The organism is Pedobacter sp. KBW06, assembly GCF_003852525.1.
Classification (GTDB): domain Bacteria; phylum Bacteroidota; class Bacteroidia; order Sphingobacteriales; family Sphingobacteriaceae; genus Pedobacter.
In genome coordinates this window covers 85,216-111,359 of record NZ_QAJL01000001.1, presented here as the reverse complement: position 1 = coordinate 111,359, position 26,144 = coordinate 85,216, and the positions used below count along the sequence as shown (strand labels likewise).

25 protein-coding genes are annotated in these 26,144 nt (G+C 44.4%); 9 read left to right on the top strand and 16 right to left on the bottom strand.

Annotation, left to right across the window (positions count from 1 at the left end; genetic code table 11):
• Positions 1-79 precede the first annotated feature (79 nt).
• Positions 80-661, top strand: a complete 582-nt coding sequence (locus DBR43_RS00540) for a hypothetical protein (RefSeq protein WP_124576892.1) — start codon at positions 80-82, stop codon at positions 659-661.
• Between the two features lie 69 nt (positions 662-730).
• A complete protein-coding gene (locus tag DBR43_RS00535; protein WP_124576890.1) occupies positions 731-1,267 on the top strand; it encodes a pyridoxamine 5'-phosphate oxidase family protein in 537 nt (178 codons plus the stop codon).
• Positions 1,268-1,304: 37 nt separating this feature from the next.
• On the opposite strand, the gene DBR43_RS00530 is transcribed toward DBR43_RS00535, so the two are convergent.
• From DBR43_RS00530 to DBR43_RS00495, 8 genes are all read right to left on the bottom strand, one after another.
• Entirely contained in the window at positions 1,305-3,539 is a 2,235-nt protein-coding gene (locus DBR43_RS00530; protein WP_124576888.1) for a S9 family peptidase, read from the bottom strand.
• A 174-nt stretch (positions 3,540-3,713) separates the two neighbouring features.
• Complete coding sequence (locus DBR43_RS00525) at positions 3,714-4,019, bottom strand: hypothetical protein (protein ID WP_124576886.1); 306 nt, start codon at positions 4,017-4,019, stop codon at positions 3,714-3,716.
• Positions 4,020-4,150: 131 nt separating this feature from the next.
• The gene (locus DBR43_RS00520) at positions 4,151-5,302 is read right to left on the bottom strand and encodes a PepSY-associated TM helix domain-containing protein (RefSeq protein ID WP_124576884.1); all 1,152 of its coding nucleotides are present in this window, start codon (positions 5,300-5,302) and stop codon (positions 4,151-4,153) included.
• Positions 5,303-5,368: 66 nt separating this feature from the next.
• Entirely contained in the window at positions 5,369-6,577 is a 1,209-nt protein-coding gene (locus DBR43_RS00515; RefSeq protein WP_124576882.1) for a DUF4374 domain-containing protein, read from the bottom strand.
• A 37-nt stretch (positions 6,578-6,614) separates the two neighbouring features.
• Positions 6,615-8,978: a TonB-dependent receptor gene (locus DBR43_RS00510; protein ID WP_124576880.1), complete on the bottom strand. Its 2,364-nt coding sequence runs from the start codon at positions 8,976-8,978 to the stop codon at positions 6,615-6,617.
• Positions 8,979-9,067: 89 nt separating this feature from the next.
• Positions 9,068-9,760, bottom strand: coding sequence for a hypothetical protein (locus DBR43_RS00505; protein WP_124576878.1), 693 nt, complete (start codon positions 9,758-9,760; stop codon positions 9,068-9,070).
• A gap of 83 nt (positions 9,761-9,843) precedes the next feature.
• Positions 9,844-11,025 carry a hypothetical protein gene (locus tag DBR43_RS00500; protein WP_124576877.1) on the bottom strand — a complete coding sequence of 394 codons (1,182 nt, stop codon included), beginning with the start codon at positions 11,023-11,025 and terminating at the stop codon, positions 9,844-9,846.
• Complete coding sequence (locus tag DBR43_RS00495; protein ID WP_158622389.1) at positions 11,022-11,573, bottom strand: sigma-70 family RNA polymerase sigma factor; 552 nt, start codon at positions 11,571-11,573, stop codon at positions 11,022-11,024. Before DBR43_RS00495 ends, DBR43_RS00500 begins: the two co-directional genes overlap by 4 nt.
• Before the next feature lie 116 nt (positions 11,574-11,689).
• On the opposite strand from DBR43_RS00495, the gene DBR43_RS00490 reads away from it, so the two are divergent.
• Complete coding sequence (locus DBR43_RS00490) at positions 11,690-12,154, top strand: pyridoxamine 5'-phosphate oxidase family protein (protein ID WP_124576873.1); 465 nt, start codon at positions 11,690-11,692, stop codon at positions 12,152-12,154.
• A gap of 110 nt (positions 12,155-12,264) precedes the next feature.
• Here DBR43_RS00490 and DBR43_RS00485 read toward each other — a convergent pair whose 3' ends face one another.
• The 4 genes from DBR43_RS00485 to DBR43_RS00470 all read right to left on the bottom strand — a co-directional run bounded on the left by DBR43_RS00485 (position 12,265) and on the right by DBR43_RS00470 (position 15,632).
• Entirely contained in the window at positions 12,265-13,044 is a 780-nt protein-coding gene (locus DBR43_RS00485) for a DUF1080 domain-containing protein (RefSeq protein WP_124576871.1), read from the bottom strand.
• A gap of 56 nt (positions 13,045-13,100) precedes the next feature.
• Positions 13,101-13,847: a hypothetical protein gene (locus tag DBR43_RS00480; RefSeq protein ID WP_124576869.1), complete on the bottom strand. Its 747-nt coding sequence runs from the start codon at positions 13,845-13,847 to the stop codon at positions 13,101-13,103.
• Positions 13,848-13,943: 96 nt separating this feature from the next.
• Positions 13,944-14,954, bottom strand: a complete 1,011-nt coding sequence (locus DBR43_RS00475; RefSeq protein ID WP_124576867.1) for a bestrophin family protein — start codon at positions 14,952-14,954, stop codon at positions 13,944-13,946.
• Between the two features lie 3 nt (positions 14,955-14,957).
• Positions 14,958-15,632, bottom strand: coding sequence for a potassium channel family protein (locus DBR43_RS00470; protein ID WP_124576865.1), 675 nt, complete (start codon positions 15,630-15,632; stop codon positions 14,958-14,960).
• A 166-nt stretch (positions 15,633-15,798) separates the two neighbouring features.
• Between DBR43_RS00470 and DBR43_RS00465 the strand changes: the two genes are divergently transcribed.
• Positions 15,799-16,692, top strand: a complete 894-nt coding sequence (locus DBR43_RS00465) for an NAD(P)-dependent oxidoreductase (RefSeq protein WP_124576863.1) — start codon at positions 15,799-15,801, stop codon at positions 16,690-16,692.
• Between the two features lie 108 nt (positions 16,693-16,800).
• On the opposite strand, the gene DBR43_RS00460 is transcribed toward DBR43_RS00465, so the two are convergent.
• Positions 16,801-18,438: an ArnT family glycosyltransferase gene (locus DBR43_RS00460; RefSeq protein ID WP_124576861.1), complete on the bottom strand. Its 1,638-nt coding sequence runs from the start codon at positions 18,436-18,438 to the stop codon at positions 16,801-16,803.
• A 163-nt stretch (positions 18,439-18,601) separates the two neighbouring features.
• On the opposite strand from DBR43_RS00460, the gene DBR43_RS00455 reads away from it, so the two are divergent.
• A complete protein-coding gene (locus DBR43_RS00455) occupies positions 18,602-19,471 on the top strand; it encodes a helix-turn-helix domain-containing protein (RefSeq protein WP_124576859.1) in 870 nt (289 codons plus the stop codon).
• Between the two features lie 66 nt (positions 19,472-19,537).
• The gene (locus tag DBR43_RS00450) at positions 19,538-20,188 is read left to right on the top strand and encodes an HD domain-containing protein (protein WP_124576857.1); all 651 of its coding nucleotides are present in this window, start codon (positions 19,538-19,540) and stop codon (positions 20,186-20,188) included.
• A 183-nt stretch (positions 20,189-20,371) separates the two neighbouring features.
• Here the strand turns inward: DBR43_RS00450 and DBR43_RS00445 are convergent, their stop codons facing one another.
• The gene (locus tag DBR43_RS00445; protein WP_124576855.1) at positions 20,372-21,643 is read right to left on the bottom strand and encodes a hypothetical protein; all 1,272 of its coding nucleotides are present in this window, start codon (positions 21,641-21,643) and stop codon (positions 20,372-20,374) included.
• Positions 21,644-21,721: 78 nt separating this feature from the next.
• Positions 21,722-23,401, bottom strand: a complete 1,680-nt coding sequence (locus tag DBR43_RS00440; protein ID WP_124576853.1) for a M28 family metallopeptidase — start codon at positions 23,399-23,401, stop codon at positions 21,722-21,724.
• 161 nt (positions 23,402-23,562) lie between these two features.
• Here DBR43_RS00440 and DBR43_RS00435 point away from each other — a divergent pair, with 161 nt between their 5' ends.
• Together DBR43_RS00435 and DBR43_RS00430 are read left to right on the top strand one after the other, a co-directional pair.
• Positions 23,563-23,865: an ArsR/SmtB family transcription factor gene (locus DBR43_RS00435; protein WP_124576851.1), complete on the top strand. Its 303-nt coding sequence runs from the start codon at positions 23,563-23,565 to the stop codon at positions 23,863-23,865.
• A gap of 11 nt (positions 23,866-23,876) precedes the next feature.
• The gene (locus tag DBR43_RS00430; RefSeq protein ID WP_124576849.1) at positions 23,877-24,983 is read left to right on the top strand and encodes an NADH:flavin oxidoreductase; all 1,107 of its coding nucleotides are present in this window, start codon (positions 23,877-23,879) and stop codon (positions 24,981-24,983) included.
• A gap of 56 nt (positions 24,984-25,039) precedes the next feature.
• Here DBR43_RS00430 and DBR43_RS00425 read toward each other — a convergent pair whose 3' ends face one another.
• Complete coding sequence (locus tag DBR43_RS00425; protein WP_124576847.1) at positions 25,040-25,294, bottom strand: hypothetical protein; 255 nt, start codon at positions 25,292-25,294, stop codon at positions 25,040-25,042.
• A 141-nt stretch (positions 25,295-25,435) separates the two neighbouring features.
• Between DBR43_RS00425 and DBR43_RS00420 the strand changes: the two genes are divergently transcribed.
• The gene (locus tag DBR43_RS00420) at positions 25,436-26,143 is read left to right on the top strand and encodes a DUF2490 domain-containing protein (protein ID WP_124576845.1); all 708 of its coding nucleotides are present in this window, start codon (positions 25,436-25,438) and stop codon (positions 26,141-26,143) included.
• Position 26,144: the final 1 nt, after the last annotated feature.

Sequence of the window (26,144 nt, the reverse complement as noted above, 5' to 3'; positions counted from 1 at the left end):
TTTTTTCTTGTCGCTGTGGGCCGAAATGTTACATTTGTAGTAAGCCGGATGCTGTTTCAGCTGTTTACCCTCCTGATTTATGAAGAAAGTTAATTTTGTTTTCCTTTTTGTAATGTGTTTTGGGCTCGGCCTGCAGGCGCAGGTTGTCCGTTCTTACATTGCAATCGTAAAAACGAAAGATGGTAAAAAGAAAGGAATATTGTATCAGGTCACGGAGGATGCATTGACGCTGCAACAGGGAGATTCTTTAATTTTAGTGAAAGGGGCAGACATTAAAAGCATCCGGATCCGCGCTTCCAAGACACCATACGACATTAAAACGCCTTTTAAATATGATCCTTTTTCCGATAGGAATTATGAAACTCTGCCCAATTCTCAGGTCCGGGTCAGAAAGGATCGGGAAAAAGAACCCGATTTCGGCGATCAGGTAGCCGGAGAGGTGGGGGTGGCAGCAGTAAACCTGGCCGTTAATATCATTGCTGCGCCTATTCAGGCCATCAACAGCAGCATTATAAAGATGGATATCAATCAAAATCCGGAGAACTTTAAAAACAATAAAGAGGATTTATCTTACCATTCCATCTACTATCAGCGGCATAGCAATGTTAAGGATGAGCTGAAAAAAATCAAGGCGATCAGCAATGCCATGAAGGCCCAGTAAGGCGGGATACAGAACATTTTAAGGCTTTGACTTGTTGATATACCAGTCAACATCTTAAAAATGTATCTTATGAACAGCATTAACAAGAATCAACCGGAAGAGAATCAGGAAAACCTGACTGGAAAATACGCTTTAGAAAAAGTGCGGGAACTGATCGGGCAGTCGGACGTTTGCTTTTTTTGCACGGAGCCGGTTACCGGACCTTCAAATGGGGTAAGACCAATGAGTGTCCAGCAAGTAGACGAGGAAGGAAATCTATGGATTGTGAGTGCCAGCGATAGCCATACCAATCAGGAAATTGCGCTTGATCCCAAAGTGAAGCTCTATTTTCAGGGTTCCAAACATTCCGATTTTCTATACCTGAACGGAACAGCAACGCTTTCTGACGATAAATCAAAAATTAAAGAATTGTGGAGCCCGGTGATGAAAACCTGGTTTACCGAAGGCGAAGACGATCCAAGGATTTCGCTCATCAAAGTTCAGTCTCTTGAGGGATATTACTGGGACAACAAACACGGCAACCTGGTTGCAGGTGTAAAGATGCTCCTTGGTATGGCAACGGGTCAGACCTTGGACGATTCCATAGAAGGCAAGTTGAAAATATAGCCTCAGCCCTCCGGAATGGCAGAAAAAGCCGCCTCGGCTAAAGTTTAGGAACAGTAACCGAAGGCGTCCAGTTCCATTCCGGAGGTTCAACACCCAATAAGTGTTTCACAAAGAAATCCCTGCGTTTATGTTCTCCATAATCTCCGCCAAGGGAGTGGCCCATGCCGGGAACCATTAGAAAATCAAAGGTTTTATTGGCTTTAACGAGTTTATTGATCACCTGCATTGTGGAAGAGGGATCTACATTGTCGTCCAGCTCACCCAGGATCAGGAGCAGTTTCCCCTGAAGCTGCGCCGCATGTTCTACATTGGAGGATGCTGCATATTGGGGCCCGATCGGATAACCCATCCATTGCTCGTTCCACCACATTTTATCCATCCTGTTGTCATGACAGCCGGAAGAGGAAACGGCTACCTTATAAAATTCAGGATGAAAGAGGAGGGCGCCGAGCGAACTTTGTCCTCCTGCTGAGCTGCCAAAAATCCCTACTTTATCGAGGTCCATATAAGGGTACTTTTTTCCTGCCGCTTTAATAAAGGCAATGCGGTCCGGAAAACCACCGTCTTTAAGATTTTTCCAGCAGACATCATGAAAAGCTTTAGAGCGGTTCGAGGTGCCCATTCCATCGCACTGTACGACGATAAAGCCCAGTTCCGCGAGTTCGTGTAAACCCAGGGGGCTGTCGGCAATGAAATTTTTAGGGACAAAAGAATCATGAGGCCCGGCATAAATGTATTCTATGACCGGATATTTTTTCGCCGGGTCGAAGTTGCGGGGACGGATGATTTTACCCCAGATGTCGGTCTCGCCGTCGCGGCCTTTGGCACTGAAAACTTCCGGGATTTTCCAACCGGTATTCAGTAAAGGACTGATGTCGGATTTTTCCAGTTCATGGAGTACTTTTCCTGTTTTTCCATCTCTCAATACAGTAATCGCAGGCTGGTCGGCCCTCGAATAAACATCTATAAAATTCGAATAGTTTTCATTGAAGGTGGCAGCATGATTTCCATTCTCCCAGCTCAGCTTTTGTAATCCCGTTCCATCCAGGTTCACCTTGTAATATTGTATAAAATAAGGATCCTGACCTGCTTCCATTCCGCTGCCTTCGAAAAGGATGCTGCGTTCTTTTTCATTGACATTGATGACCCTTCTAACCACCCATTCGCCTTTTGTAATCTGATTTTTCAGCTTGCCGCTGGCATGGAAAAGGTACAAGTGATTCCAGCCATCTACTTCAGATGCCCAGATGATTTCTTTGCCATCGTTGAGGTCAAATCGGTATTTCTTGCGACTGTAATTGACAAAAGTGTTGCTGACTTCACGAATCACTTCCCTGGTATTTCCGCTCAGGTCCACTTCCATTACGGAATACAGCTGATGCCCTCTCTTGTTGTATTCATAGCTGAAAGCACGGCTATCCTTGCGCCAGACAGGTTCGGTAAGGTTGTATTGATCGGGAATGAGGGAATTGTCTACCGGGACCTGTTGTTTCGCTTCAACGAGAAACAACGATGGGCTATACTGATTTACACTGTCTCCGGGTTTTGGATATTCCCTGCTGCGGAGCTTTGGCTGGAGCTGATCTGCTGGTGAGGATTCGATGAGGTAAGTTAAACGTGGTTTTGGGGCTTTCACCTTATAGGCGGCTATTTTTTTGGAATCGGGCGACCAGACGAGGTAAGGGGAGTAATAACCTGCAGGGGAACCATCACTGCTCAATTGATAATTCTGTGCAGAATCTGCCGCTGAACTGATGTAAACATTGAAATTTTTAATGTATCCAAGCCATTTCCCGTCTGGGGAGGTTGTTTTTTCCTGTGGCGTATGGTTTGCCGGGGTAGCGGGAACCTGACTAAGGGTATAAGTCTCCAGGTCACAATTTAAGGACTCTTTTTTATAGTTGAACTTCAGTACTTTACCATTGCTGCTCATCAGCGGCAACAAAACAGGCAAATCATTGGCATCGATTTTTTCTTTGGACCAGTCGGAGAGGCTCTTTGCAAATTTCTCCCGGTCGAATGCCGGAGATTTGGCATATCCTTTAGGGTTGAGGACTATAAATTCAAGCCCCATGGCCGTTCTTCTGGTATAAAAGTATTTTTTGGCAGTTGCCAGCCACTGAACATTTGCAGCGACGTTGTATATTTTCTTTTGCATCAGGCCATTTAAGGCTTCTGCATTTTGATAATCGATTAACTTTCCCTGTGCCAGGGCAGCGCCAATCTGAACGATGATAAAGAATACAACTAATACCGGATACTTAGGCCTCATAAGAAAAAATAATTAATGCAACAATGTATAACTAAAAGTATAGTTTTAGTTTGTGATGTACAAATTATCCTGAAAATAAAATCTGAACAGGGAAGCTGAAAATGCCTGGGAGGGAGAGATGAGAAAGGAAAAGGGGTATTGCGCGATAAGAAAGCCCAATACCCTGTTGTTGAATTATTTGATTTTTACTTCTTTTACTTCGATCAGTTCAGGACCGTTCTCTACCGGATAGCCTGGTACTTTGGTTCCTTTAAGGACTACTTCTTTATCTTCAAAAGTATCCAGGTTTACCGCTGTGCTTTTCAGCGCATAGGTTTTATCGCCCGACTGAATGGTATGACTGCCATATTGATAAGTCGTCATTCCTTGTTTCTGGATTTTTCCGCTGAGTTCAATCATGCTTTTATCTCCTGAAGGTTTGGTGGTACTGCAGCTGGCAAAAGTAAAGCCGACAGCAAGAAGGATTAATAATTTTTTCATCAGTATATATTTTCTTTAAGGGTGATGAAGCGTTCATCAGCAAAATCATTAATGGTATGCTGATCAAGGTTTCATATGCTATTAAACGTTAAAACTTAAAGTTATGCAACACTTACCGGTAAATAAGTTTTTTAACGTGCTTTCTTTTTGCCCTTTTTTCCAAACTTTCTGTTGTACCAGATGATGAATCCGGTAACCGGAAGGCTGGCTCCAATCAGGCTGACGATAAAGGCGATGATCTTTCCGGGAAGTCCGAGGACCTGGCCCAGGTGGATGTCGTAGTTGAGGCGCCTTAGCTTGGTTCCGAAAGGGGCATCTTTAAAACTTGCGGCATAATAGGCCTCTTTTGTAATCTCTTTGCCGGTATGCCTGTCGAAATAGACCGCCTGATCCGCATAGGTTTTTCCAATACTGGCAATCACATTGATCTCTATGCTTGAACTGTGGTTTGTGGTGTCGGGTGTGCGGTAAGTATAGCCTTCTGCCTGCGGGAAACGTTGCATCGTCAGGTCCAGGCTCTGGTCCAGCGCCTGTTCAAAGCGCAGCATGGAGTTTACTTTGGTACTGTCAGACAGGGTGGCTTTCCAGGCGGGGAGTGAGGCCCCTCCGGAAGTGCTCCAGTAAAGGCCTTTACTGAACCATTTGAGTCCATAGATCATGCCTGTCAGGGAAAGGATCAGCAATAAAATCAGGGAATAAAAACCCAGTACATTGTGAAGGTCGATATTGACCCTTTTCCATTTTGCGCTCCATTTGATTTTAAAGCTTTTATCTCTGGTAGACTTGTTCCATTTCTTTGGGTACCACCAGATCAGGCCCGTCAGCAGCAGGAACACAAACATCAGGGTTCCGTAATTGACCACAAGCCTTCCGGTTTCCCAGGGCAGCCATAAAGTCCGGTGTCCTTCTTCGATAAAATAGAAAAATTTTGTCGTGTTATTGAGCATGATCCGTTGCTGCAGGACTTTTCCGCTGTAAGGATCCAGAAACAGCAACATCGGATTGTCGTCCCATTTTTTCGCAATGACGGTAATTGCCCTGCCTTTTTTATACGTTACCATCGTTACCGGTTCTCCCGGGAAATGTTCTGCTACAATCGTACTGATCCTGGAAGGAGGGATGACAGGTTTTGCCTGATGGCTTACTTTTACAGGAGGATAAATGAGGTCCTGAATTTCTTCATTAAACGCAAAAAGGCATGCCGTCAGGCATACGATAAACATGATCACTCCGGAAATCAGGCCCATCCAGAGGTGCAGCCAGTTGTTGATTTTTCTAAACATGAAGGGTAACAGCAATAAAAAAGGCCGAAGCAGGTTTTCCTGCTTCGACCTTGTAAAAAAAGAATTCTATTTAAGTCTGGATAAGGTACTGATGTAGTCTACACCTTTTACCTCAAGACCTTTGTTCAGGCTTCCTGAAGCGATATCGTAAGTCCAGATGAACTTGCCGGCGGTGGAAGAAGAGATGGCGATGTATGCTTTTCCGGCTTCTACAAATACCGGAGATACCAGTACACCACGGTCTAAAGGAAGGTCCAGTTTCTTTCTGGTTTTGTTCACTACGTCAATCAGGTAATATTCAAAAACATCTTTACCGGTATAATCTTCAAATTCCAGTAACAGGTCTTTTCTGCCCATACGGGTGAGTGCTTTTCCGTTTCCTAAATCCCAAAGACCATAATATTCGCGGTTTCCGTCGCTAATGGCAGACAGGTCAAAGAAGTAATCTTTGTCGAATGCCGTTGCGCCATTTTTTAACCTGAAAATCGCACTTGGCTTATTCGGATTTACACCCCATCTATCGCCGGTATTGCTGATCATGTACACATCATTGTTGTAGTTTACGGCGTTCGGTGTGATCGGAGCAAAAGATCCCGGATAAGTAGAGCGGGTATCGGTGCTGATGGTCACATTGTCTAATGCAGGATAAGGTGCGGAAGCGAGGTAAGCAACATCTGTAGCCGTCCAGTTGGAATTGTAAACTGCATAGGTCACATACATTCTATCTCCTTTTAAAAAGCAGGAGCTGATATAAATTGCTTTATCCGTTGGTTGTAAAACCTGTTTTCCGAAGGTACCTGTTTTCTGGATGCTCATGTTGTCTACATTGATGATCGTATAGGTCATGATCGCATCAGGAGTGGTGGAGCTGGTTCCGCTGATCAGTAAAGTATTGTCATTTAACCAGAAGCTGTTCATCACGTTTCCGGTCACCGGAATTGCGCCTACTTCTTTCAGGAGCTGGTTTTCCAGTTTGTTCTTCGTGAATTTGTTATTGGCAAGGTTATAATAAAAACCATTTTTGAACAGGCGGCTCCATCCTGAGATTTCTGTGCCTTGTCCGATACTGGTTACCGATCCTGTACTCAGGTCACCGGAAGTCATCAGCACCAAAGATGCCGGGTTATTGATGCCACCCACAATCGCAAATTTATTAGGATCAGCGGAGTCGACAGGTTTTTCCGGGGTTGAGCTTTTTTTACAGGCGCTGAAGGACAATGTTGCTGTAACCGCAAGAAGGGCAAGTACGCGCATTGTTTTATTGGACGTTTTCATTTTGATCTTGTTTTATGTTTGTGCTTTAAAATTTTTATTATTTAATAAAGTATCTGAATTTCAGGAAGAAGGCCCTTCCCGGTTTTTGAAGGCGGAAATTATCGTATGCCATGGTATCGAAGATGTTTCTGGATTCCAGGGAGAAATTGTACTTTCCTTCTTTTACAGAATAGGTAAGGGTGGCATTGTGAACGGTTTGTCCGGGAATTCTGGACTTGCTTTCCGCCACGGCACGGTCTGGCCAGTATAAGTAAAACCAATGCGTATACTGTGTAAACCAGTTCAGCTGAATCCTGCTGCCTTTACCAAGCAGGTCGTTTTTTCCAATTCCAAGATCTGCATTTCCAAAAAGCCATGGCTGGTTTGGAATTCTTTCATCTTTGGTAGCTGCACCGGGATCTTTTTTAACGGCATTCATATAACTCGCGTTTACCGTGAAGGACAGCAGGTCTTTGTAATTGTACCTGATTTCTCCATCCAAACCGGTAATCTGTGTGTTTCCGATATTTCTGTATTTGGCGAAGATGTTGCTGACCTCAAGCTGTATGAAGTTTTTCGCTTTCCGGTAAAATGCCGATCCCTCTATGGCAAAATGATGGTCGTTGATTTGTCTGGAAGCATAAATGCCAAGGTTAAGGTTATCACTTTCTTCCGGGTTTAATCCTGGAGTGGCCAGTATGGTATTGCCATCTCCAAAGAGTTCTTCCACTTCCGGTAAACGAAAGGCGTGCTCATAGGAAGCTTTCAGTCCGGCCTCTTCCGTGATTTTGAAACGGGTTGCAACTCCGTAACCATAATAGCTTTTCGTTTTTTCTGCTTCTTCTTTCACATAGCCCGTACCGTTATAATATTTTGCTTCGCGGATATAGGTATGCAGGCGATATTGCTTGGCAAAAACAGAGGTGCTGAGTCTTTCGTTGAACAGCTGATTCTGCCAGGAAAGGCCTAAAACACCTTTATCCAGTTTATTCGGAACATCCAGTGTATTTGCCGACTGATCTGATTTCAATGTTTCTATTGCTTTTCTGCGTCCTGCACTGAGCGCATAGTTGAGGCTGAAGGAGTTATTAGCATCCAGTACATAGGCGATATTTGCGCGGAGGATGGCGAAGTTATTGGTGTATTTCCAGATTGAGCGCTGATCCCGTTCCCCAAAATTTTTATCATAACCGATTACATTTCCTGTCCAGTCGTACCTCGCTATTGCGGTATCTACGGTGGTGCTTTTCTCTTTTGCATAGGTGGCAAAGAGGCTTGCACTTAATCCTTTAACAAAGAGGTCATTCTTTTTGTATTTCAGACTTGGCATGGCGAAATCTCCATAGGTATGGACCTTTCCAAATACTTTCTCCTGAGTAGCACCGGTTTGAATTTCCTTAAAGGAAGAGGAGTAGAGCATGCCAAGGAGCAAGACATCTGCCCAGCTTTTATCCCGGTATCCCAGCTCCAGCTGCCCCATTCCGGAACGAAACCCATCGTTAAAGCGTTTGAAATTTTTCTCTACATATTTTGATTGTGCGTAGTCGTAAACCTCAATCTCTTTCATGGTATAGTTGTTGTCCGCATAGTTGTAAAAACCATTGGCATTGACCGTAAATCCGGTTTTTGCATCGGTATAACGACCACTTAAAGAAGCCCTGTGGCTATTGAAAGAACCATAGCTGTAACTCATGTCCAGATATTGTTTCACCTGCTGGTTGGTTACGATATTTACCGCACCACCCAAGGCATCGGCACCCAGTTCTACCGGCACCACACCCTTATAGATTTCTATTCTCTGGGCCAGGTTTACCGGAATGTTATTGAGCGACATGGAATTGCCAAAGCTTTCCATAGGAATGCCATCAATGAAAAACTTAACCTGCTTTCCGGAGAGTCCATTGATGGAGAAATTAAAGTCTGAGCCCAGTCCCCCGCTTTCTCTTACCCGGATCCCTGTGCTTCTGCTGAGCACCTGGTTCAGGTCGGCAGTAGAATTGGCCAGCGCTTTGGTTTCTATGGCATTGACATTGAACCCGGATTCCGCCAGTTTTCTTTTCTCTGTCTTTCCAACCACGTTTACCGTTTGCATCTGCTGGTCATCGTTCTGCAGAATGAGGTCAAAGCTTTGCTCTTCCGCAATGTTTTTGATGTCGATATTTTGTTTTCTGGTCAGGTAGCCTACTGCGGAAGCTTCAATCAGGTATTGTCCGGCTTTGCTGACCGAGAGCTGATAGCTGCCATCGGCGGTGCTGACTGTTCCGGCTTTCAATGCACGGATGCGAACTGAAGCGCCTTCTATGGCTTGATTTTCAGTGGATTGGATTTTGCCTTTGATGCGGAATAGCGCTGCATTCTGGGCGAGTGTAAAGAAATGGAAGGCGCATAGGAGCCCCGTTAGCAGAATTTTGTTAATTTGCATTGATTTTAATTATCAAACGTTAGATCACCCGGTTTCCGGGCCGGACCGTACTGTTACCAGCAGTGCGGTTCATTTTTGTTAAACCTGTATTATATGGATTGTATTTTCTTGTTTATTCTCATGGCAACATTTAAAGGTAAAAGGTCTTCCAGGTAACGTTGGTCGACGACAATGATTTCCGGTGACTTCCAGTCCACCCTCAGGGCCACATAGGTGATCCCTTTTTTAAGCGTATAACTTCTTGGTTTCAGTGTTTGTGAAGCACATGCACTCACAAATTTGAGTTCTATATCTTTCTTCGATTCATTTTTCAGGAGCATGACATCACAGAAGCTGACATCTCCTGAGTAAACACCGGTATTCAATACCGCATGCACATTGCTTTTAGGCAAGGCAGTCAGGATCAGCCCATCGACGTTTTTCTCCATGGCATCGGTGCCGAAGTTATGGAGGTTGACAAATGTTTTTTCTGTGTTTGGTCCAGAGAACTGATGGTAAAGAAATACCGCGGAAAAAGCAATGAAAATGCTGGCTGCAATCCCGTAATGGTAAATGCTGAACTTTTTACCCGGTTTTGGCTGATCTTTAGCGATCCCCGAATGCTGAATGGCAGCCCATATGGAATCTTCGATTTCCTGTTCTTCGGAAAGGGAGTGGATGGCCTCAGTTTCTTCTTCTCCATCCTCCATCCAGGATTCGACTGCAAGTATTTCTTCGGCGTTACATAAACCCGAATGATACTTTTCCAAAAGCCCTGCTGTGATATTCTTATTGCCCATCATATACAGAGTAGACCGAAAGGGGATTTACCCCTATGTATTATTTAGATTTTTTTTAAATAAGATTCAGGGAACCTGGCCGGGCTTTAAATTTTAGGCGCAAATAGCAGGTAGGAGGACTTTGAAGAGACCGATCCTTTAATCAAAACACCCTTTTTTAACACTTCTTTTTTAGCATCGTAGCTATAAACCTGCGCCTGGCCGTCTTTTTCATTGACCACAAAATACGCTTTGCTGCCATCGAAGAATCCACTCGTTCCCCATATGAAATTAGGGTACTGCTGATCCTTTAGTAAAAGTTTTAGTGTTTTTTTGTAGACATCGGCGATGTAATAATCCGTTTTACCAGTCGCCGGAATTGGGGCAGTGACCAGTACCACCTGTCCATTTCCAGCATTGGTGATGCCCAATAAATGAACTCCTTTAGTTAATGAGGAGAGGTTGAAAAAATATTCCTGGTCAAATGTCGCTGCTCCTTTAGCGATCTTATAAAAAGCGGTTGCTGCTTTCGGATGATTTCCATGGTAAAAAACAGGAGAGCTGAGCAGGTACTGATCGCCATGCGCATCAATAAAAGAATCGAACAGGCCATTGACTCCGGTTCCGGGAAATGCAGAGCGGGTATCTTTAGTGATTTTGAGGTTGTTTAGTGCCGGATAATCCAGGACCGCGAGGTAGGAGGTATCACTGCAATGGTCAAATTCTTTGCCGAATGAGCTGTAGCCAAGATATAGTTTCCCCTCATGAAGGCTTGCAGAAGTTTCAAAGCGAAACTGATCTTTAGCTACCGGGAAATTCCAGGGTGCCTTTTTTAGCAGTTTCATCTGCTGAGGATCAATGATGAGGTGCATGTCTTTGTCGCCCTGACCACTGATGTACAATTGGTTTGGGCTCAGGTCTACCGTATTGGAGATGAAATCAAAACCCTTTACTGCCAGTTTTCCCGAAGGAACCAGCTGATCTTCTTTATAATTGTATTTGCTTAGTGTCTGTGTTTTTTTATCCAGGCTAATCAGGAAGCTGTCGCGGATGATCACGTAGGTGCCTAAAGTATTGGAAATATCGGTACCCTGACTGGTATTGATGACTTCGCCCGAATCAAGGGAATTTAACCAGATCATCCTGTCCTGTTCTCTCGACCCTTTTTCGCCGTTAACCAACAAAACATACTTAGGTGCTTTTCCGGAACTGGTGTTTTCGGAGTGTTTAGGCTGACAGGCCATCAGGCAGGTGCTGAGGAAGATTAGGGAAAGGCGTTTTATTTTCATTCGTTTTTATAGGCAGCGAGGTGCTGTCGGATGAACGAAAGTGCTTTTGTCAGTTGATTTTCCACCGTTTTTTCTGAGAGGAGCAGGGAGGAGGCAATCTGACGATTGTTCATCCCGTTTTCTCTGCTTAGCCTGTAAACCAGTTTGCAGCGTTCCGGTAATTTCTCCACCAATGAAGCGATTTCTTTGGTGAGGAAATTAAATGCCACATGTTTTTCAGTCACTAAGTCGGTATCCTTACAATAGCGCATCGACTCTTCAAGATTTCTTTCCTGCTGAATTTTCTCCCGAAAATAGGTAGATATTTTAAATTTTATGGACCTGACCAGGTATTTTTCCATAGAATCAGAAATGATCAGCGTTTCCCTTCGTTCCCAGATCGACCTGAACAGGTCATGAACCATGTCTTTAGAGAGGTCCTGATCCTGGAGCTTGTGGTAGCAGAGGTAATACAGTTTTTTCCAGTGTGTTTTGTACACAAGCGCAAAACTCTCCTCAGTAATCGCAAAGGATGCTTTCTCTGTATCTATATGTGTAATGTTTAACAATCCCCCTGTGTCTATAATTGGTCCAAAGGTAATGTTATTTAGATTTATTCAAAATAAAAAATAGCATTCCTATCCTTATCTTTCGGGAGAACTTAACCTATAAATCAATCTGGCCTATGTTTACAGAGGAAGTGATCAGATCTATTAAAAAGAGTGTGTTGTGCTGGTTAGCCAGTGCTGATGCGGATGGTTTTCCAAATGTTTCGCCCAAGGAGATGTTTACTTATGAGGGGGATGACCTGTTACTGATCGCGAATATTGCTTCGCCAAACAGCGTAAATAACATTTTGCAAAACAATAAAGTCTGCGTCAGCTTTGTCGACATTTTGCTGCAAAAGGGTTTTAAACTGAAAGGACTGGCCAGGGTGATTCCTAAAGAGGATGTGGATTTTAAATATAAGGCGGCTTTGTTAACCGGCTTGTTTTCTGATGTGTTTCCTATCCAGTCAATTATTGAAGTAACAGTGACCAAAACAGAGCGCATTCTCGCGCCCCGTTATTTTCTGTTTCCCGAAACAACCGAAGCGGAGCAGATCGAAAGTGCAAAGAGAACTTATGGTTTTACTGCGGAGGAGTCATAAAAAAAGCAGGTTCTGCTGAACCTGCTTTTGATGTTGTTTTAATGTTTTTTTAACGGTCTTCGAACGCTCTCTTTAAAATTCTCTTCTAGCGTTCTCTTTAAACGTTCTCTTTAAAGTTCTCTGATCCAGATGTTTCTGAAACTTAGCGGCTCACTTTTGTCGCCATGACTTTGCAGTTTAATAGGCGATGCACCATGTGCCTGTTTATAAGAAGGTTGGCCTACATATTGCGTTGGTCCTTTCAATTCAAAATTATTCTGTACCACTACACCATTGTAAATTACTGTCACTTTAGCCGGGCTTTTTACAGAGCCATCGGTATTGAACAGGGGCGCAGTCCAGATCACATCATAGGTTTGCCATTCTCCTGGTTTTCTGGCCGGGTTAAACAATGGAGTCGTTTGTTTATAAATACTTCCGGCCATACCATTGGTATAGGTTTTATTGTTGTAGGCATCCAGGATCTGCAATTCATAGCCCAGGTCTCCTTTTCCGATGGAAGCCAGGAAGAGTCCGCTGTTTCCGCGTGCCTGTCCTTCGCCGGTAATGTTCGCCGGAACTTTCCATTCCAGGTGCAGCTGATAATTGTTAAAAGACTTTTTAGTCTCAATATTTCCTGTTGTTTTATCGACGGTCATTTCTCCTTTGGCTACTTTCCATTTTGCAGGTTGCGACCTGTCGTCGGTCATCACCCATTGGTCCAGATTTTTACCATCAAAAAGGATAATGGCATCTGAAGGTGCGTTGCCTGTTACTTTTGCAGGGGTAACGACTACAGGGACAGGGGTATAAAACTCTGTGTCCTCATGTTTTGCATTTTCCTGCGCATTGGCGAAGCCCGCTGTTCCCAGGAGTAAAGTTGTAGTTAGTATTGCGCTATTTAAGTTCATAGTTGATAGGGGTTAGCTTAATATTTCAGGCTAATATACAATTATTGACGAGGGTTTTATTTCAAAAACTCTTCCATCAGGTTTTGTCGCTCATTTGTTGCAAGATTGATGAGCTCAAAGCGTTTAGCAGAGGTAAAAGAGCCGATGTTGGTATCGCTGTTGATGTGAATGGCACCCAGTAAAATGACGTGTTTGCAAGTGTATTTTGTCTGGCTCACGAGCACATTGATCCTTTCATCGATGGCTTCATAAATCACCTCTGTTGCTTCTTTTAAAGGTTGTATGGCAGCAAGGATTCTTGCTTTTTCTTTAAAGAGAATTTGCTCTATCGTGTTCATCTGGTAGTCCATGTCGTTCAGGTTGCCGGGAATGATGGCATCATTCATCAGTTTATTTAAAGCGCCCTTTGCCGCGCCACAGCAAGCGCTGCTTTTATGTTGCCCGTAACGGTGAATTTCGCCGACAATGCCTTCTTTTGAAATGCCAATATGGGGGCCATAGTATACAAAAACGGCACCTTCATCCGGAACATGGCTCGCAAAAGCACCCATTCCGGTAAGCCCCGTGAAAGGGAAGCCGTCCAGGCCACCCATTTTAAATGGCCCCAGGAATTCTCCCGCCCTGACCGGGTATTGAATGCTGTTGACATCATCGCTGCAAATGCTATCGGCCAGCATGATCTGGGAAGGTTCCAGGTCGAGGCGTTCTTCCACGAAATCTATGAGGCGGTTGATGCTGTCGATGGTGGTAATCGCATTGGGATAATGCGCGCGGATCAGGGCCAATTTTTCTCTTTTTTTCATCAGAATGTATTTTTCTTTAGTAGTCATGAATTGCTCATAAACCTGTTCATTGTTTTGCAGGCGAGTGTTTATGAGGTTTTCAAAACAGAGGGTTTTTTATAGGATGATGTTATTTTTAGGCTGAAGGGCAGGAGGTAAGTCTGTTTCTCCCAGCATTTCTCTCAGGTCTATTTCTATGGTCCTGCTCATCTGGGAAATGGGCACATCATTGGCGCTTCCTTCAAAAGGGTTTTCCGTACTTTCTCCTACCACTTCCAGTGAGGTATATACCCAGGAAATCAGGACACTAAATGGAATCACCATCCAGACCATGTTTCCTTTCATCAGGCCTTCCACACTTTCATTCAGCTTATCAAATTCTTTGAGCAAACCAAAAGGCAGGAGGAAGCAAAAGAGCTTGATGAAAAAGCCGTTTATCGTGGCAAACTGACGCGGATAGGGGAAGTTTTTAATTCTTTCGCTTTTTCCCTGATGGTCATAGAAATCTTTTACAACACGTTCCATCTCTACAAACTGATAGCTGTCGAGTTCTTGATGTTCAAATAGCTCGCCCAGTGTTTTCGACTGCAGGCTCATCAGCTGAACTGCCCTGTTTTTTGTGCTCAGGATATAGGCCAGTTCCTCTGCAGGAATGTATTTTGCGAGTTCCGTTTCCAGGCTGCTTTCCCTTTCCGGAATGGCATAGAATTTTTTATACTCCTCATTGGATTTGTTGCTGTTGTTTTCCCAGGCCCTGGGTTCCCTCATCTGGTACCTTAAAGCGGTGAGCCATGCAAAATGCCGGTAAACCAGTTCTTTCGTCTTTTCCGGGTTTTTCCTCAGAAAGTCGCGGCTCATGGTTCCCCAGGTTCTGCTGCTGTTGAGGATGGAACCCCAGATTTGCCGGGCTTCCCAGGTGCGGTTATAGGTTTGTGTATTCTTAAAGCCGACAATGAAAGCGGTGGCGGTACCCAGCAGGGCCACTACCGTCCAGGGGATCGCCAGCCATTTTAGTCCTAATCCCTGATACAACAGCGTGGGGGCAGCGCCGATCAGGAGGACCCAGTAAATGGTTCTTCTTGTCCATACAAGAAATTCTTTCAATTGATAGGATCTGCCGATGTGCATAGTTTAGGGTTGAGCTGGTTTTGAACTGAATTTACTAATGATGATGCCTACCAGCACTACGGTATAAAATTGCCCGATGATGCCGAATAGTGAGGTGATGAGTTTGGTATGGTGGGTGTTGGGTGTAATGTCCCCAAAGCCGATACTCGTGATGGTAATGCTGCAGAAATAGACGAAATCCATAAAGGTGCTGGCAGGGTCGGTGGTATTTAATCCTTTAAAGGAATCCGGATGTCCGTAAGAGCAGAGCTGAAAAAGAAAGGTATTGATTTCTATCAGCAACAGGTATCCGCATGCCGAGGCAGAGATCACATCGGCATTGATATAACTTGGTTTGAGCAGGAATTTCAGGATTTCCCAAAAAATGAAAATGAAGAAGCCTGAAAAGATGAGGTTTAAGGCAAACATATAACCCTCATTTTTCCCGAACATGGGAAGGAAAACGGGCAGCAAAACAACCATCAGCAATAAGATGTTCCTGATCCTGTTCTTGAGCTTTCCTTTTTCAAAAAAGAGGCCTACACTGGCAAGGCCGAGGATGATCATGTTGATGGGCCAGATGATTTGCGTGTAGCTGGGAAGGTCTGTGATAAAGATCCCAATAAACAGGTGCTGAACCAATGCGAAGAGCAGAAATTCATACTTGTGTTTCTGGATGAACGAAATGGTCCTGTCCATCTTTAAAGGTGCTGATCTGAGGATGGGAAGTTACTGGTGTTTTTCATTTGAAGCTGATGGTTTGTCCGGTTTCCTGACTTTATCAAAAATTAAACCAAGTTGTTTTTGCTTTGTCAAATTGCCCTTTCCAGGGAATGCCGGAACATTAATCCGCTATATTTGACGAATGAAGTTTAAGCAGATTACCATGATAGACGATTGTGGAATTAAAGAACCAATCGTAGAGAAAATATCAGCATTGTCGAAATCCCCATTGGTTATATTTAACGATACCCCGGACAGTAAAGAGGAGATTATTAAAAGAATCGGAGATAGCGATTGCATTCTGCTGAGTTGGAAAACCAGTATTTCTGCGGAAGTTCTACAGGCTTGTCCGTCTTTAAAATTTATTGGGCTTTGCTGCAGCCTTTATGATGAAAGCGCAGCAAATGTAGACATCGCAGCAGCGAGGGAACTGGGCATCCAGGTGAAGGGGGTGAGGGATTATGGAGATGAAGGTGCTGCAGAATTTATCTTCGCCCAACTGGTGTATTTATTTCAGGGTTTAGGACAGTACCAATGGAAAGCTGATGCTGCCGAATTGAAAGGCAAAAGTATAGGAATCATTGGCCTGGGAACTCTGGGCGGCATGGTCGCTACAATGGCCGGACAGTTTGGAATGAAGGTGTTCTACTATAACAGGAGCAGGAAAGCGGCCGCGGAGCAAAAGGGGATCACTTATTTGCCCCTGCAGGAACTGCTGGCTACCTGTGATGTGCTGACTACCCATCTTCCTAAAAATACCGTCCTTCTCGGAGAAACCGAGTTTGGCTATAAGAAAAAGAATTCGATCCTGATCAACACTTCATTGGGACTGACCTTCGATAAGGCCGCTTTCAGTAAATGGTTGTCGGCCGACAAATCTTCTTATGCAATTTTTGATGCAGATGGAATGGCGCCTTTTGAAGGCGAAATCGCAAAAATGGACCGGGTCATCAGCACGGATAAATTTGCCGGTTTTACTGCCGAAGCAAAAATAAGGTTATCGGAAAAAGTACTGGAAAACCTGTTGGCTTATTAGCCGCCCTGTTGACCGGAGTCTGTACCGGACAAGTGCTGTTCCTCAATAGATCTTAGCGTTTTCCTCAATAGATTTTAACGGTTCCCTTAATGGATTTTAACCTTTTCCTCAATGGATCTTAACGAGATAGAAACGCTCCAGTACCTGGTTTCGGGTCTGATAGTTGAGGAATTTCGGTTTTAGCCTCGTGATGTGGAAATAGTCAAAGCTTTTCAGAATCTGAGCATGGTAAATTGTTCTCAGGACGGAAAATTCTGCTTCCGGAACATAAACGACCATGCTCTTGTCCCTTTTTTCTTTTTCCAGCGCTTCATAGCTGTACAGGTAGCCGACCTCTCCGGGCGCATAAAAATCAAAGGCATCTGAGGAAGACATCAGGACCTTTGCCTGTGTTCCGGGATATTGTTCCTGCAGCCATTTCCCTGCCTTCATCCCTGCCTGGTATTCCAGAAGAGCAGGATAAAAGAATAGATAAAGAAATCCCATCAGGGAAATGGAAAGCAAAGTGCTTCTTGCCATGATGGTCTGTACGGAGGTGCCTTTAAACAATACAAAGGCGAGGATCAGAAGGAACAGTAAGCTCCCGATGCAGAGAAATGGAGAAGGAACATGAAAGAGCAGTGCAATTGAGGAAAGGAGCACTGTAATGAGCAGGAAAAGAACATTCTGAATCCTGAAAAATATCTTTATTCCTTTTGATTCGAGATGGCAGAGGTAAACTGCGGTAAGGATCGAAAACTGTGGGAAAATGAGCAGAATATAATGCGGCAGCTGGAATTTGGAAAGAGAAAAAATGAGAAAGGAAACCAAGGCACTTGCCCAGATGATGATGCCTTCCATAGGGATCTGATCCCTGTTTTTCTTTTTCACCAATTGAGCAATGGCGGTATAAAACAAGACTGACCAGGGGAGGAATGCCCATAAGGTGGTATGGAAGAAGAAAGAAACGTCCCCCTTTCCTTTGATCGGGCCACTGTTGAAAAAGCGTCCGAACTGACTGTCCCAAAAGAAAAACCGAAGTCCGGAAACACCTTGTTGCCCGAATACGATCTTTTCAGGATGCAGGTCGAATTGCACATATAAAGCATAGAGCTCCGGACTGATGAAGATTAAAATCAGGAGCAGGGCGATCCACCATTTTGGTTTCAGAATTTCCTTATACTGTTTGCTGACCGCCCAGTAAATAAAGAAACCGGCAAAAATAGGGATCAATACAAAGATGCCTTTGATCATGATCGCGCATGCGGCAAAAAATGAACCCGCAACGATATGCCGGAAACCCTGCTGATGGGCTTTGTAATAGTGGTAAATGCTGGCGATGACAAAGGCCGTGATGTAAGTCTCCGCCCGTACATCAAAGCTGGAGATGATCAGGTGGAGCGCAGTGCTAAAGATCAGTACGCTGATCAATGCTGTTTTCTGATCATAAATTGCCTTTGTAAAAAGATATAGGTACCAGCAACCCAATAATCCGGCAAGAAATGAAGGAAGCTTATAGGCGAAGGCAGAAATGCCAAAAATTTTATAAGATGCTGCCGCGAGCCAGAAGGTCAGGTGGGGCTTGTCCAGCCAGTCAACATCACGCAGGTACAGGTTGATCCAGTCGTTTTTTAAAACCATGGTTTTGGCAATCGCGGCATATAGTGCGCCATCGGGTTCCATTAAATCACCAAAAAGGGCAGTGGCGCTGGCGATAATAACGAGTATAATCAGGATTAAATACAACTTGTTTTCTGCTATTTTCATTTTGAACGATTGGGGCCAAACTGGTTTTTAATTAATTAACAGCAAGTTAGATTTTGAAGAATACCTTAGTTTTAATGCGGTATTAAATGATTGTTACGGATGAGGGGACAGTTGGCTATGTTGCTGCATTTTCGGTCTGGATAATCCGTAACTTTGTTAAATAATGAGCATTGCTGAACATTCCTTTCTACCCATAATTCAGGATCAGGAGCTGAAAGATTCTTTTTCAGTCGGGTTTATGAATGCGCATACCGTTCCGGAAACGGCGCTTTGCAGCATCAGTTACCATAGAATTTTTTTAATTCTGGAAGGAACAGGGGGCATTCAGATAGACGGGCATACTTATCCCATCTCCGGTCATGAGTTTTTCCTGCTTTCTAAAGGTCAGTTGTTTGCTTTTTTACCGGGCAGCGTTGTGAATGGCTATGAGCTCAGTTTCGGGGATTGTTTCTGGGAGAAAAGCCCTGCAAGTGCGAACAACTGCAAATCCGTCTTGTTTGACAATGCGGCCAGCAATCAGCATTTGCCCATGCCTGGCGGAGAAAACAGGGAGCTGATCACCTTATTTGAGATCCTTTATGCGGAGTTTACTGCCGCAGATTATATCAATAAGCTGGATGCGCTTGCTGCTTATCTCAAGGTGATCATGATTAAGATTGCGAATTTGAACGCTGCCCTGGTCAGCGCCTATGACAGTCATGAAAAACAATTGTACCGGCAGTTTATGGCTTCGGTATCTGAAAAATATAAACACACACATGAGGTTGCGGCATTTGCAAAAGAACTGGGGATCTCCACCCGAAAGCTGGGGGATGTCTGCAGGCGTTGCAGCCGGATGGGCCCTAAGGAAATTATTAATGGTCAGTTGATTGCGGAAGCGCGGCGTTACCTTCAGTTTTCCTCCAGACCGGTGAAAGACATTGCCTACGAACTGAATTTCAGCAGCCCGGACCAGTTCAGCCATTTCTTCAAAAAGCATGCAGGAAGTTCACCGAATGAGTATCGGGCTAATTTCGTTAAAATTGGCATGTGATTGACGGTTTTTAGCATTCCATGAGGCCTGTTGCCGGCTTAATTTTGTCTTACAAATCAATTCATTATGTCTGTAAACAAAATTAAATCCATCGCGGGAATCTCTATTCCCGATTCCAGTATTGCCAGTCAGGCTACAGAACTGCTGCTGACACATGGAACAGAATTCATTTATAACCATTCCCTCAGGGTCTTTCTGTTCGCTTCGCTAAACGGGAAACGAAACCAAATCAGTTATGATGCAGAGTTACTGTATGTCAGCGCTGTATTTCATGACCTGGGCCTGGTACCTCATTACAGCAGTGCCGACAAGCGTTTTGAGGTAGACGGCGCCAATGCGGCGAGGGATTTCCTGAAAAGCCATGGTTTGCCTGCAGCAGCCCAGCAACTGGTATGGGATACGATTGCCCTGCACACCACCATTGGCATTGCAGAGCATAAAGAATCAGAAGTTGCTTTACTGTATTCCGGTGTAGGACTGGATGTGATGGGAGAGGGATATGAACACCTGAGTACGGAAAACAGGGAAGCGATTGTCACTGCATTTCCGAGAAACAATTTCAAAGAAAAGATCATTCCAACCTTCTTTGAGGGCTTTAAACATAAAACGGAGACAACCTTCGGCAACATCAAAGCAGATGTATGTGGCTATATGATCCCTGGTTTCCAGCATAAAAACTTCTGCAATTGTATCCTGCATTCTCCATGGTCTGAATAAAATCGCATGCTTTACTGCGGATGGTCTTTCCTTTAAGATGCTGCGGGAGGGTTGAGATCCTGTAAGAGGTTTAAAATTCTGCCGGAGGATTAAGATTTTGCAGGGACTACCTGGTAATTCCTTACAAAAAAAGCTGATCAGTAATGATCAGCTTTTTTATGCTATTGAAATTTAAGCCTTTATCTAGTTGATGATTTGCGCGCCCAGATTTGACGGAGGCCCTGCAGATACTGTATTATCCGAATACCAGGCCGTAAAGTTTAAGGCGCTCGATGATCCATCGCCTATGGCCAGAATATCTGTAAAGGTTTTTCCCGCAGGAAGCGAATAGCTTTGAGGACCTGCATATGCCCCCAAACTTGTTGAATTGCCTTCAGAATAGGTGCCGTTTTTGTAAAAGGCATAACAGCGGCCATTGCTTGCTGAAATTGCTATTCCTGCAATGTCAGCAGGGCTTTTTCCGGCAGGTAAAGTATAGGGTTTCGGGGCTACAAAATTCCCTAAATTGCTGATGCTGTTGCCAACAGACATGGTTCCGTCTTTATACCAGACGTAACTTTTACCGCTGGTGGCAATTGCCATATCCACAACGTTGGTATAGCTTTTACCGGAAGGCAGGGTATAGGTTTGTACCTGTCCATCTACTGCGCTGCGCGTATTGGAGCTGGTTACTTTTCCCGAGCGGTCCCAGAAATAGGCTTTGCCTGTTGAGGGTTCGAAATCCATTCCTGCCATATCGCCAAAGGTTCCCGTATTAACAGTGGCCGTATAGGTTACATCTACAGTGACTGAAGCGATCCTGACGGCATTGCTGCTCAGGAGAGAAAACATGCCAAAAGTAAAGCTGGTTGGGCTTTGCAGTAATGTGGCCAGACTCGGACTGGTTGCGGTATTGAAATCTCTTTGATAAAATGCCTGTACTGCACCGGTGGCCACGCTATAGGTGGTCACGAGATAGGCGTTCTCAATACAGCTTTTTAAAGCCGCATACTGGGCCTGGGTAGGTGTTCCCCAGGGCACGGAAGTATTGCAGGAAGCGTATGGAATCTGCACCTGCACATAGGAAGGATTGCTGCTGCTGTAAATGCTGGGCTGAATGGTGAGGTTTAACTTTACATTGGTGATTTTATCATTGGGGATGTCAGCATGGTCAAATCTGCACCTGTAAAGGTGGTATTGCGGGCCGGGCAAATTATAGGAGCCGATCACATAAGAAGGATCATTACTATAATTTCCTGAGCTCATGTCCTGCATAAAACCCTGAGGACTTGCATTGATGCGCCGGGTAATGGTTTGTTCTCCGGCAGCATTGCGTTGTACCGACACAATGCTGCTTTTTGAATTGGCCAGGACCTGGTTATTGTCTTTGCCGATCTTATCTTTTGAGCAGGAAGACAGGAGAATGCCCGCCGAGAGGATAACTCCCAGCATTTTGAAATCGAATTTTCGAATCATATTAATTTAGATTATAGAGTGATTTATTTACACTAATCTAAATACAATAATGTTCCTTACGATAAAATAAATTACATTTTATTTCGATTTCTTTTTCTCTCTGATGGCTTTAAATTCTGAGCCGGTTTTCCATTGCGGGAAGCCTTTTTCAGTGCTTAAACGAAAGCCCATGTCGAACAACAAACGAACGTCTTCTACCATGCCGCTCATGTCCCATGTTTTTTCATCAAAGCTGTCCTGCGGAGAGTGGTATCTGGTTTTGATGTAATCTTCGGCCTGTTTCATTCCCCATTCTTTACCATGGGTAACATTGTCTACCCCGGAACCTGTAAACAGGGAAGGGATGCCTACTTTTGCAAAGTTGAAATGGTCAGAACGGTAATATAAACCGGAAGAAGGCACCGGATCGGCAACGATGATCCTGCCTTGTTTTTTAGCGGATGAAGCGGCATAATCTTCCAGTTCAGATTGTCCGTATCCGTAAACCACAATGTCTTTGGTTTTTCCGGCAAGGCCCATCATGTCCATATTGATGTCGGCAACCGATTTCTGCGCAGGGAATACCGGATATTTTGCATAATATTCAGAGCCAAGCAAGCCTTGTTCCTCTCCGGTAAAGGAGATGAACAATACGGACCTTTCCGGTTTTACCTTTGCGTTTTTAAATGCGGCGGCCAGTTCCAGCAATGCCGCAACTCCTGTCGCATTGTCTACCGCACCATGGTAAACAGAATCGCCTTTGATGATCTCTCCAACGCCAAAATGGTCCCAGTGTGCCGAGTAGATCAATGCTTCGTCTGCTCTTTTTGTTCCGGGAATCAGGGCGAGTACATTATTGGATACCGATCTTTTGATCGTGGTTTTGATTTTCAGGGAGGTGGTCAGGCCTAAGTCCACTGGTTTAAAACCAGGTTTCAGTGCGTCTTTAAACAGGCTTTCGTCCTTACCTGCCAATGCGAAAATCTGTTTGGCAATGTCAAGGCTGATCCATCCTTCTACTGTTGCCCTCGACTTGTTCTGGTCTGCTGCTTCGAGTTGTAATTTTGATTTGTTCCAGCCGCTCCTGACCACAGACCAGGGATATCCTGCCGGGACATCATCATGAATGATCAGGATTCCTGTAGCCCCTTGTCTGGCAGCTTCCTCAAATTTATAGGTCCAGCGACCGTAATAGGTCATGTTTTTTCCTTTGAATAAACCAGGATTGGAAAGGCCGGGATCATTGATCATCACCACTACCGTTTTTCCTTTGACATCCAGGCCGGCATAATCATTCCAGTGGTATTCCGGTGCAACAATTCCGTAACCTGCAAATACCAGGGGGGAATTGCTGATGCTGACTTCCGGCGCAACATGTTTGGTTCCGGCTACAAAACCCGTCAGATAACCAGCCGTCACTGATCCGTTTTTTCCTTTGATCAGCAGCTGCTCTTCAGGAATAGATTTGATGTCTACCATTGGCACTTCCTGGAAAAAGCTATTGCCGTTTCCCGGCTTCAGGCCTAATTTTTCAAATTCCGTTTTCAGGTAACTGATGGTTTTGGTTTCCCCGATGGTGAAAGGCTTGCGGCCTTTAAACTCGTCGGAGGTCAGGACACGGATGTGCTGTGCGAAACTTTGTTCGTTGATGCTTTTTATCGCTCCGGAATCGGGACTTAATGCTTTCGGGCTTTTATGCTGCGCATGGGTACAGAGGCTGATGGAGATCAGCGCAAGTGCAGAAAGAAAACAACGGCTATGTGCGAAAGGATGATTCATTTTATATATAGATTAGATTTCTAAAATGGGTTCTGCGGGCTAAGATAAGACAATCCATTCAGATGTTCATTGGTATATCGGGAATAACCGATATTATCATCCGGATGTCATCTCTTCCTGATTAATTGGTATATCGGAAAAAGTCGATATATCTTTGTGTCATGAAACAACTGGAAATATTTAAAGCACTATCCAACAAGACCAGACTGGAGATCCTGCAGTGGTTAAAAGACCCTGAAGCGAGCTTTCCGGAACAGGCGCATGTATCGGGCTTTGAAATCGGTGTCTGTGTAGGGGAGATCCAGAGAAAAGCAGGATTGACCCAGTCTACCGTTTCTGAGTACTTGTCTATTCTTCAGCGTGCAGGTCTGGTGACTTCCACCAGGGTAGGACAGTGGACCTATTACAAGCGCAATGACATTGCTTTTGACGAATTAAGTAAAATTATCCAATCTGATATTTAAATAAATAATATATGAATACTGACAGTTTATTCAGACCCTTTAGTCTGAAATCATTAAATATAAAAAACAGAATTGTGATGGCTCCGATGACGCGGTCATTCTCTCCAAATGGAATCCCGACTTCCGATGTGGCGGCTTATTATCAGAAAAGAGCGGAAGGTGAAGTTGGCCTGATCCTTTCTGAAGGAACGGTAATCGACAGGATTGCTTCTTCCAATGATGCGAACATTCCTCATTTTCATGGAACAGCGGCATTGGATGGCTGGCAGAATGTCATTAAAGGTGTTCATGCAGCGGGAGGAGAAATGGGGCCTCAGATCTGGCATATGGGAGTGATGGACAACCACCATTCAGGATGGCTTCCCTCTGCACCTTTTGAAGGTCCGTCGGGACTGAACAGACCTGGTTTTAACAACGGAAATACGATGACCGAAAATGACATCACTGAGGCGATCCTGGCTTATGGCCGCGCAGCAGCAGATGCCAAACGTCTGGGCTTTGATACGGTAGAGATTCATGGTGCCCATGGTTATCTGATCGACCAGTTCTTTTGGGAAGGTACCAATTTACGTACAGATGGATACGGAGGCAAGACTTTGCCGGAACGAAGCCGTTTTGCCATCGAAGTGGTCAAAGAAGTGCGCAGACAGGTAGGGGAAGATTTCGCAGTGATCCTTCGTTTATCACAATGGAAACCTGCAGATTATACCTTCCAGATGGCGAAAAGCCCGGCAGAACTGGAAGCCTGGCTGAACCCTCTGGCTGATGCAGGAGTAGACATTTTCCATGCTTCACAACGTCGTTTCTGGGAGCCTGAATTTGAAGGCTCTGACCTGAACTTTGCCGGATGGGCAAAAAAGGTAACCGGAAAAGCAACGATTACAGTAGGTTCTGTTGGACTGAACGGAGAATTTTTGGGCGCTTTTGCAGGAGAAAGTTCTGAGCCAAGTTCATTGGAAGAACTGATGCGCCGTATGGACAGGGGAGATTTCGACCTTGTTGCCGTAGGAAGGCCATTACTTGCAGACCCGAACTGGGTAAAGAAAATCAGAGAGGAACGTACCGACGAATTAAAAGGCTTTACCAAAGCCGCATTGAGCAAACTGGTTTTGGACTAAGCGATAAAGTTAAAAGTAAAAGGGCCGGTATTTTAAAATACCGGCTCTTTTTTATTTTATCCGTTTTTACTTAAAAAGTCATCAATCTGTGTCCCGATCTGATCCACCACTTCCTGCGGATGCTCGGCCTCGTTCCCTCCGGATTCATACCAGCCGTTGTCGTCCCTCATGACATACAGGTAAAAGTCTGCAGCACCCGACTGGCTTTTAAAATGATAAGTTTTATCATCAGAAGTCGTTACCGGCCCTTTCACAATTGTTCCCCCTGGCAGCTTCGCCTGAGCATCTAATAAATGCTTTTTTACACCCATGTTTTTTTACCAAAATAGGCATAATAACTGGCAATACTCCTTTTCTTTCCGGTAAATAACAATGTTGAATTTTTGTCAGGAATTTAAATCTTTAAAATAATGTTATTATTTTGGGCAAACACACGAATAAATTAACATATCATGCGTATTTCCCTTCTTTTGCTGGCTATATTATGCAGTTTAAGCCAGTTGGCCATTGCCCAGATTCAACACCAAAGTACCGGATGGCTGTTTCTTTTAAATAATACCAAAATCAATAAAAAATGGGGGACCCACCTCGATGTACAATTGAGGTCTTCAGATCAGTTTTCTCAATTGAGAAACTTTATGTTCAGACCGGGGCTTACCTATTTTATCAATGATAAAAGCGATGTTACCCTTGGTTATTTACTGAACGAAACCTTTATCGACCAGGTGGGCAGGAAAGACCTGCGTCTTACAGAACACCGGATCTGGCAGCAGTACATCTATAAACATAAAATCAGTACGGTGAACATCAGCCACAGGTTCCGTTTGGAACAACGTTTTATGGAACAAACTGCCGGACAGGATTTATTTGCACAGCGCTTCCGCTACTTTTTCAGAACGATCCTTCCACTGGAAAAAGGAAAGCAGAATTTTGATAAGGGCCCTTTCGCAGCATTACAGAATGAACTTTTCTTTAACGTACAAAATAAAGGCAAGCTGAACGGTCATGTTTTCGACCAGAACAGGGCTTACCTTGCCGCCGGTTACCGCTTCAGCAAAAAGATGGATATTGAAGCGGGTTATTTAAACCAGACGGTAAAAGGATTGAAGCAGAGCACGATGAACCATGCGGTTCAGCTGGCCCTGTATACCAGGTTCTAAT

Bases quoted from the DNA above. Each gene is read 5' to 3' on its own strand.
- DBR43_RS00485 (WP_124576871.1), bottom strand. From the start codon at position 13,044: ATGAACTTAAATAGCGCAATACTAACTACAACTTTACTCCTGGGAACA.
- DBR43_RS00520 (WP_124576884.1), bottom strand. From the start codon at position 5,302: ATGTTTAGAAAAATCAACAACTGGCTGCACCTCTGGATGGGCCTGATT.
- DBR43_RS00480 (WP_124576869.1), bottom strand. From the start codon at position 13,847: ATGAAAAAAAGAGAAAAATTGGCCCTGATCCGCGCGCATTATCCCAAT.
- DBR43_RS00420 (WP_124576845.1), top strand. From the start codon at position 25,436: ATGCGTATTTCCCTTCTTTTGCTGGCTATATTATGCAGTTTAAGCCAG.
- DBR43_RS00540 (WP_124576892.1), top strand. From the start codon at position 80: ATGAAGAAAGTTAATTTTGTTTTCCTTTTTGTAATGTGTTTTGGGCTC.
- DBR43_RS00510 (WP_124576880.1), bottom strand. From the start codon at position 8,978: ATGCAAATTAACAAAATTCTGCTAACGGGGCTCCTATGCGCCTTCCAT.
- DBR43_RS00530 (WP_124576888.1), bottom strand. From the start codon at position 3,539: ATGAGGCCTAAGTATCCGGTATTAGTTGTATTCTTTATCATCGTTCAG.
- DBR43_RS00430 (WP_124576849.1), top strand. From the start codon at position 23,877: ATGAATACTGACAGTTTATTCAGACCCTTTAGTCTGAAATCATTAAAT.
- DBR43_RS00445 (WP_124576855.1), bottom strand. From the start codon at position 21,643: ATGATTCGAAAATTCGATTTCAAAATGCTGGGAGTTATCCTCTCGGCG.
- DBR43_RS00460 (WP_124576861.1), bottom strand. From the start codon at position 18,438: ATGAAAATAGCAGAAAACAAGTTGTATTTAATCCTGATTATACTCGTT.
- DBR43_RS00465 (WP_124576863.1), top strand. From the start codon at position 15,799: ATGAAGTTTAAGCAGATTACCATGATAGACGATTGTGGAATTAAAGAA.
- DBR43_RS00435 (WP_124576851.1), top strand. From the start codon at position 23,563: ATGAAACAACTGGAAATATTTAAAGCACTATCCAACAAGACCAGACTG.
- DBR43_RS00535 (WP_124576890.1), top strand. From the start codon at position 731: ATGAACAGCATTAACAAGAATCAACCGGAAGAGAATCAGGAAAACCTG.
- DBR43_RS00475 (WP_124576867.1), bottom strand. From the start codon at position 14,954: ATGCACATCGGCAGATCCTATCAATTGAAAGAATTTCTTGTATGGACA.
- DBR43_RS00515 (WP_124576882.1), bottom strand. From the start codon at position 6,577: ATGAAAACGTCCAATAAAACAATGCGCGTACTTGCCCTTCTTGCGGTT.
- DBR43_RS00440 (WP_124576853.1), bottom strand. From the start codon at position 23,401: ATGAATCATCCTTTCGCACATAGCCGTTGTTTTCTTTCTGCACTTGCG.
- DBR43_RS00525 (WP_124576886.1), bottom strand. From the start codon at position 4,019: ATGAAAAAATTATTAATCCTTCTTGCTGTCGGCTTTACTTTTGCCAGC.
- DBR43_RS00455 (WP_124576859.1), top strand. From the start codon at position 18,602: ATGAGCATTGCTGAACATTCCTTTCTACCCATAATTCAGGATCAGGAG.
- DBR43_RS00490 (WP_124576873.1), top strand. From the start codon at position 11,690: ATGTTTACAGAGGAAGTGATCAGATCTATTAAAAAGAGTGTGTTGTGC.
- DBR43_RS00500 (WP_124576877.1), bottom strand. From the start codon at position 11,025: ATGAAAATAAAACGCCTTTCCCTAATCTTCCTCAGCACCTGCCTGATG.
- DBR43_RS00470 (WP_124576865.1), bottom strand. From the start codon at position 15,632: ATGGACAGGACCATTTCGTTCATCCAGAAACACAAGTATGAATTTCTG.
- DBR43_RS00450 (WP_124576857.1), top strand. From the start codon at position 19,538: ATGTCTGTAAACAAAATTAAATCCATCGCGGGAATCTCTATTCCCGAT.
- DBR43_RS00505 (WP_124576878.1), bottom strand. From the start codon at position 9,760: ATGATGGGCAATAAGAATATCACAGCAGGGCTTTTGGAAAAGTATCAT.
- DBR43_RS00425 (WP_124576847.1), bottom strand. From the start codon at position 25,294: ATGGGTGTAAAAAAGCATTTATTAGATGCTCAGGCGAAGCTGCCAGGG.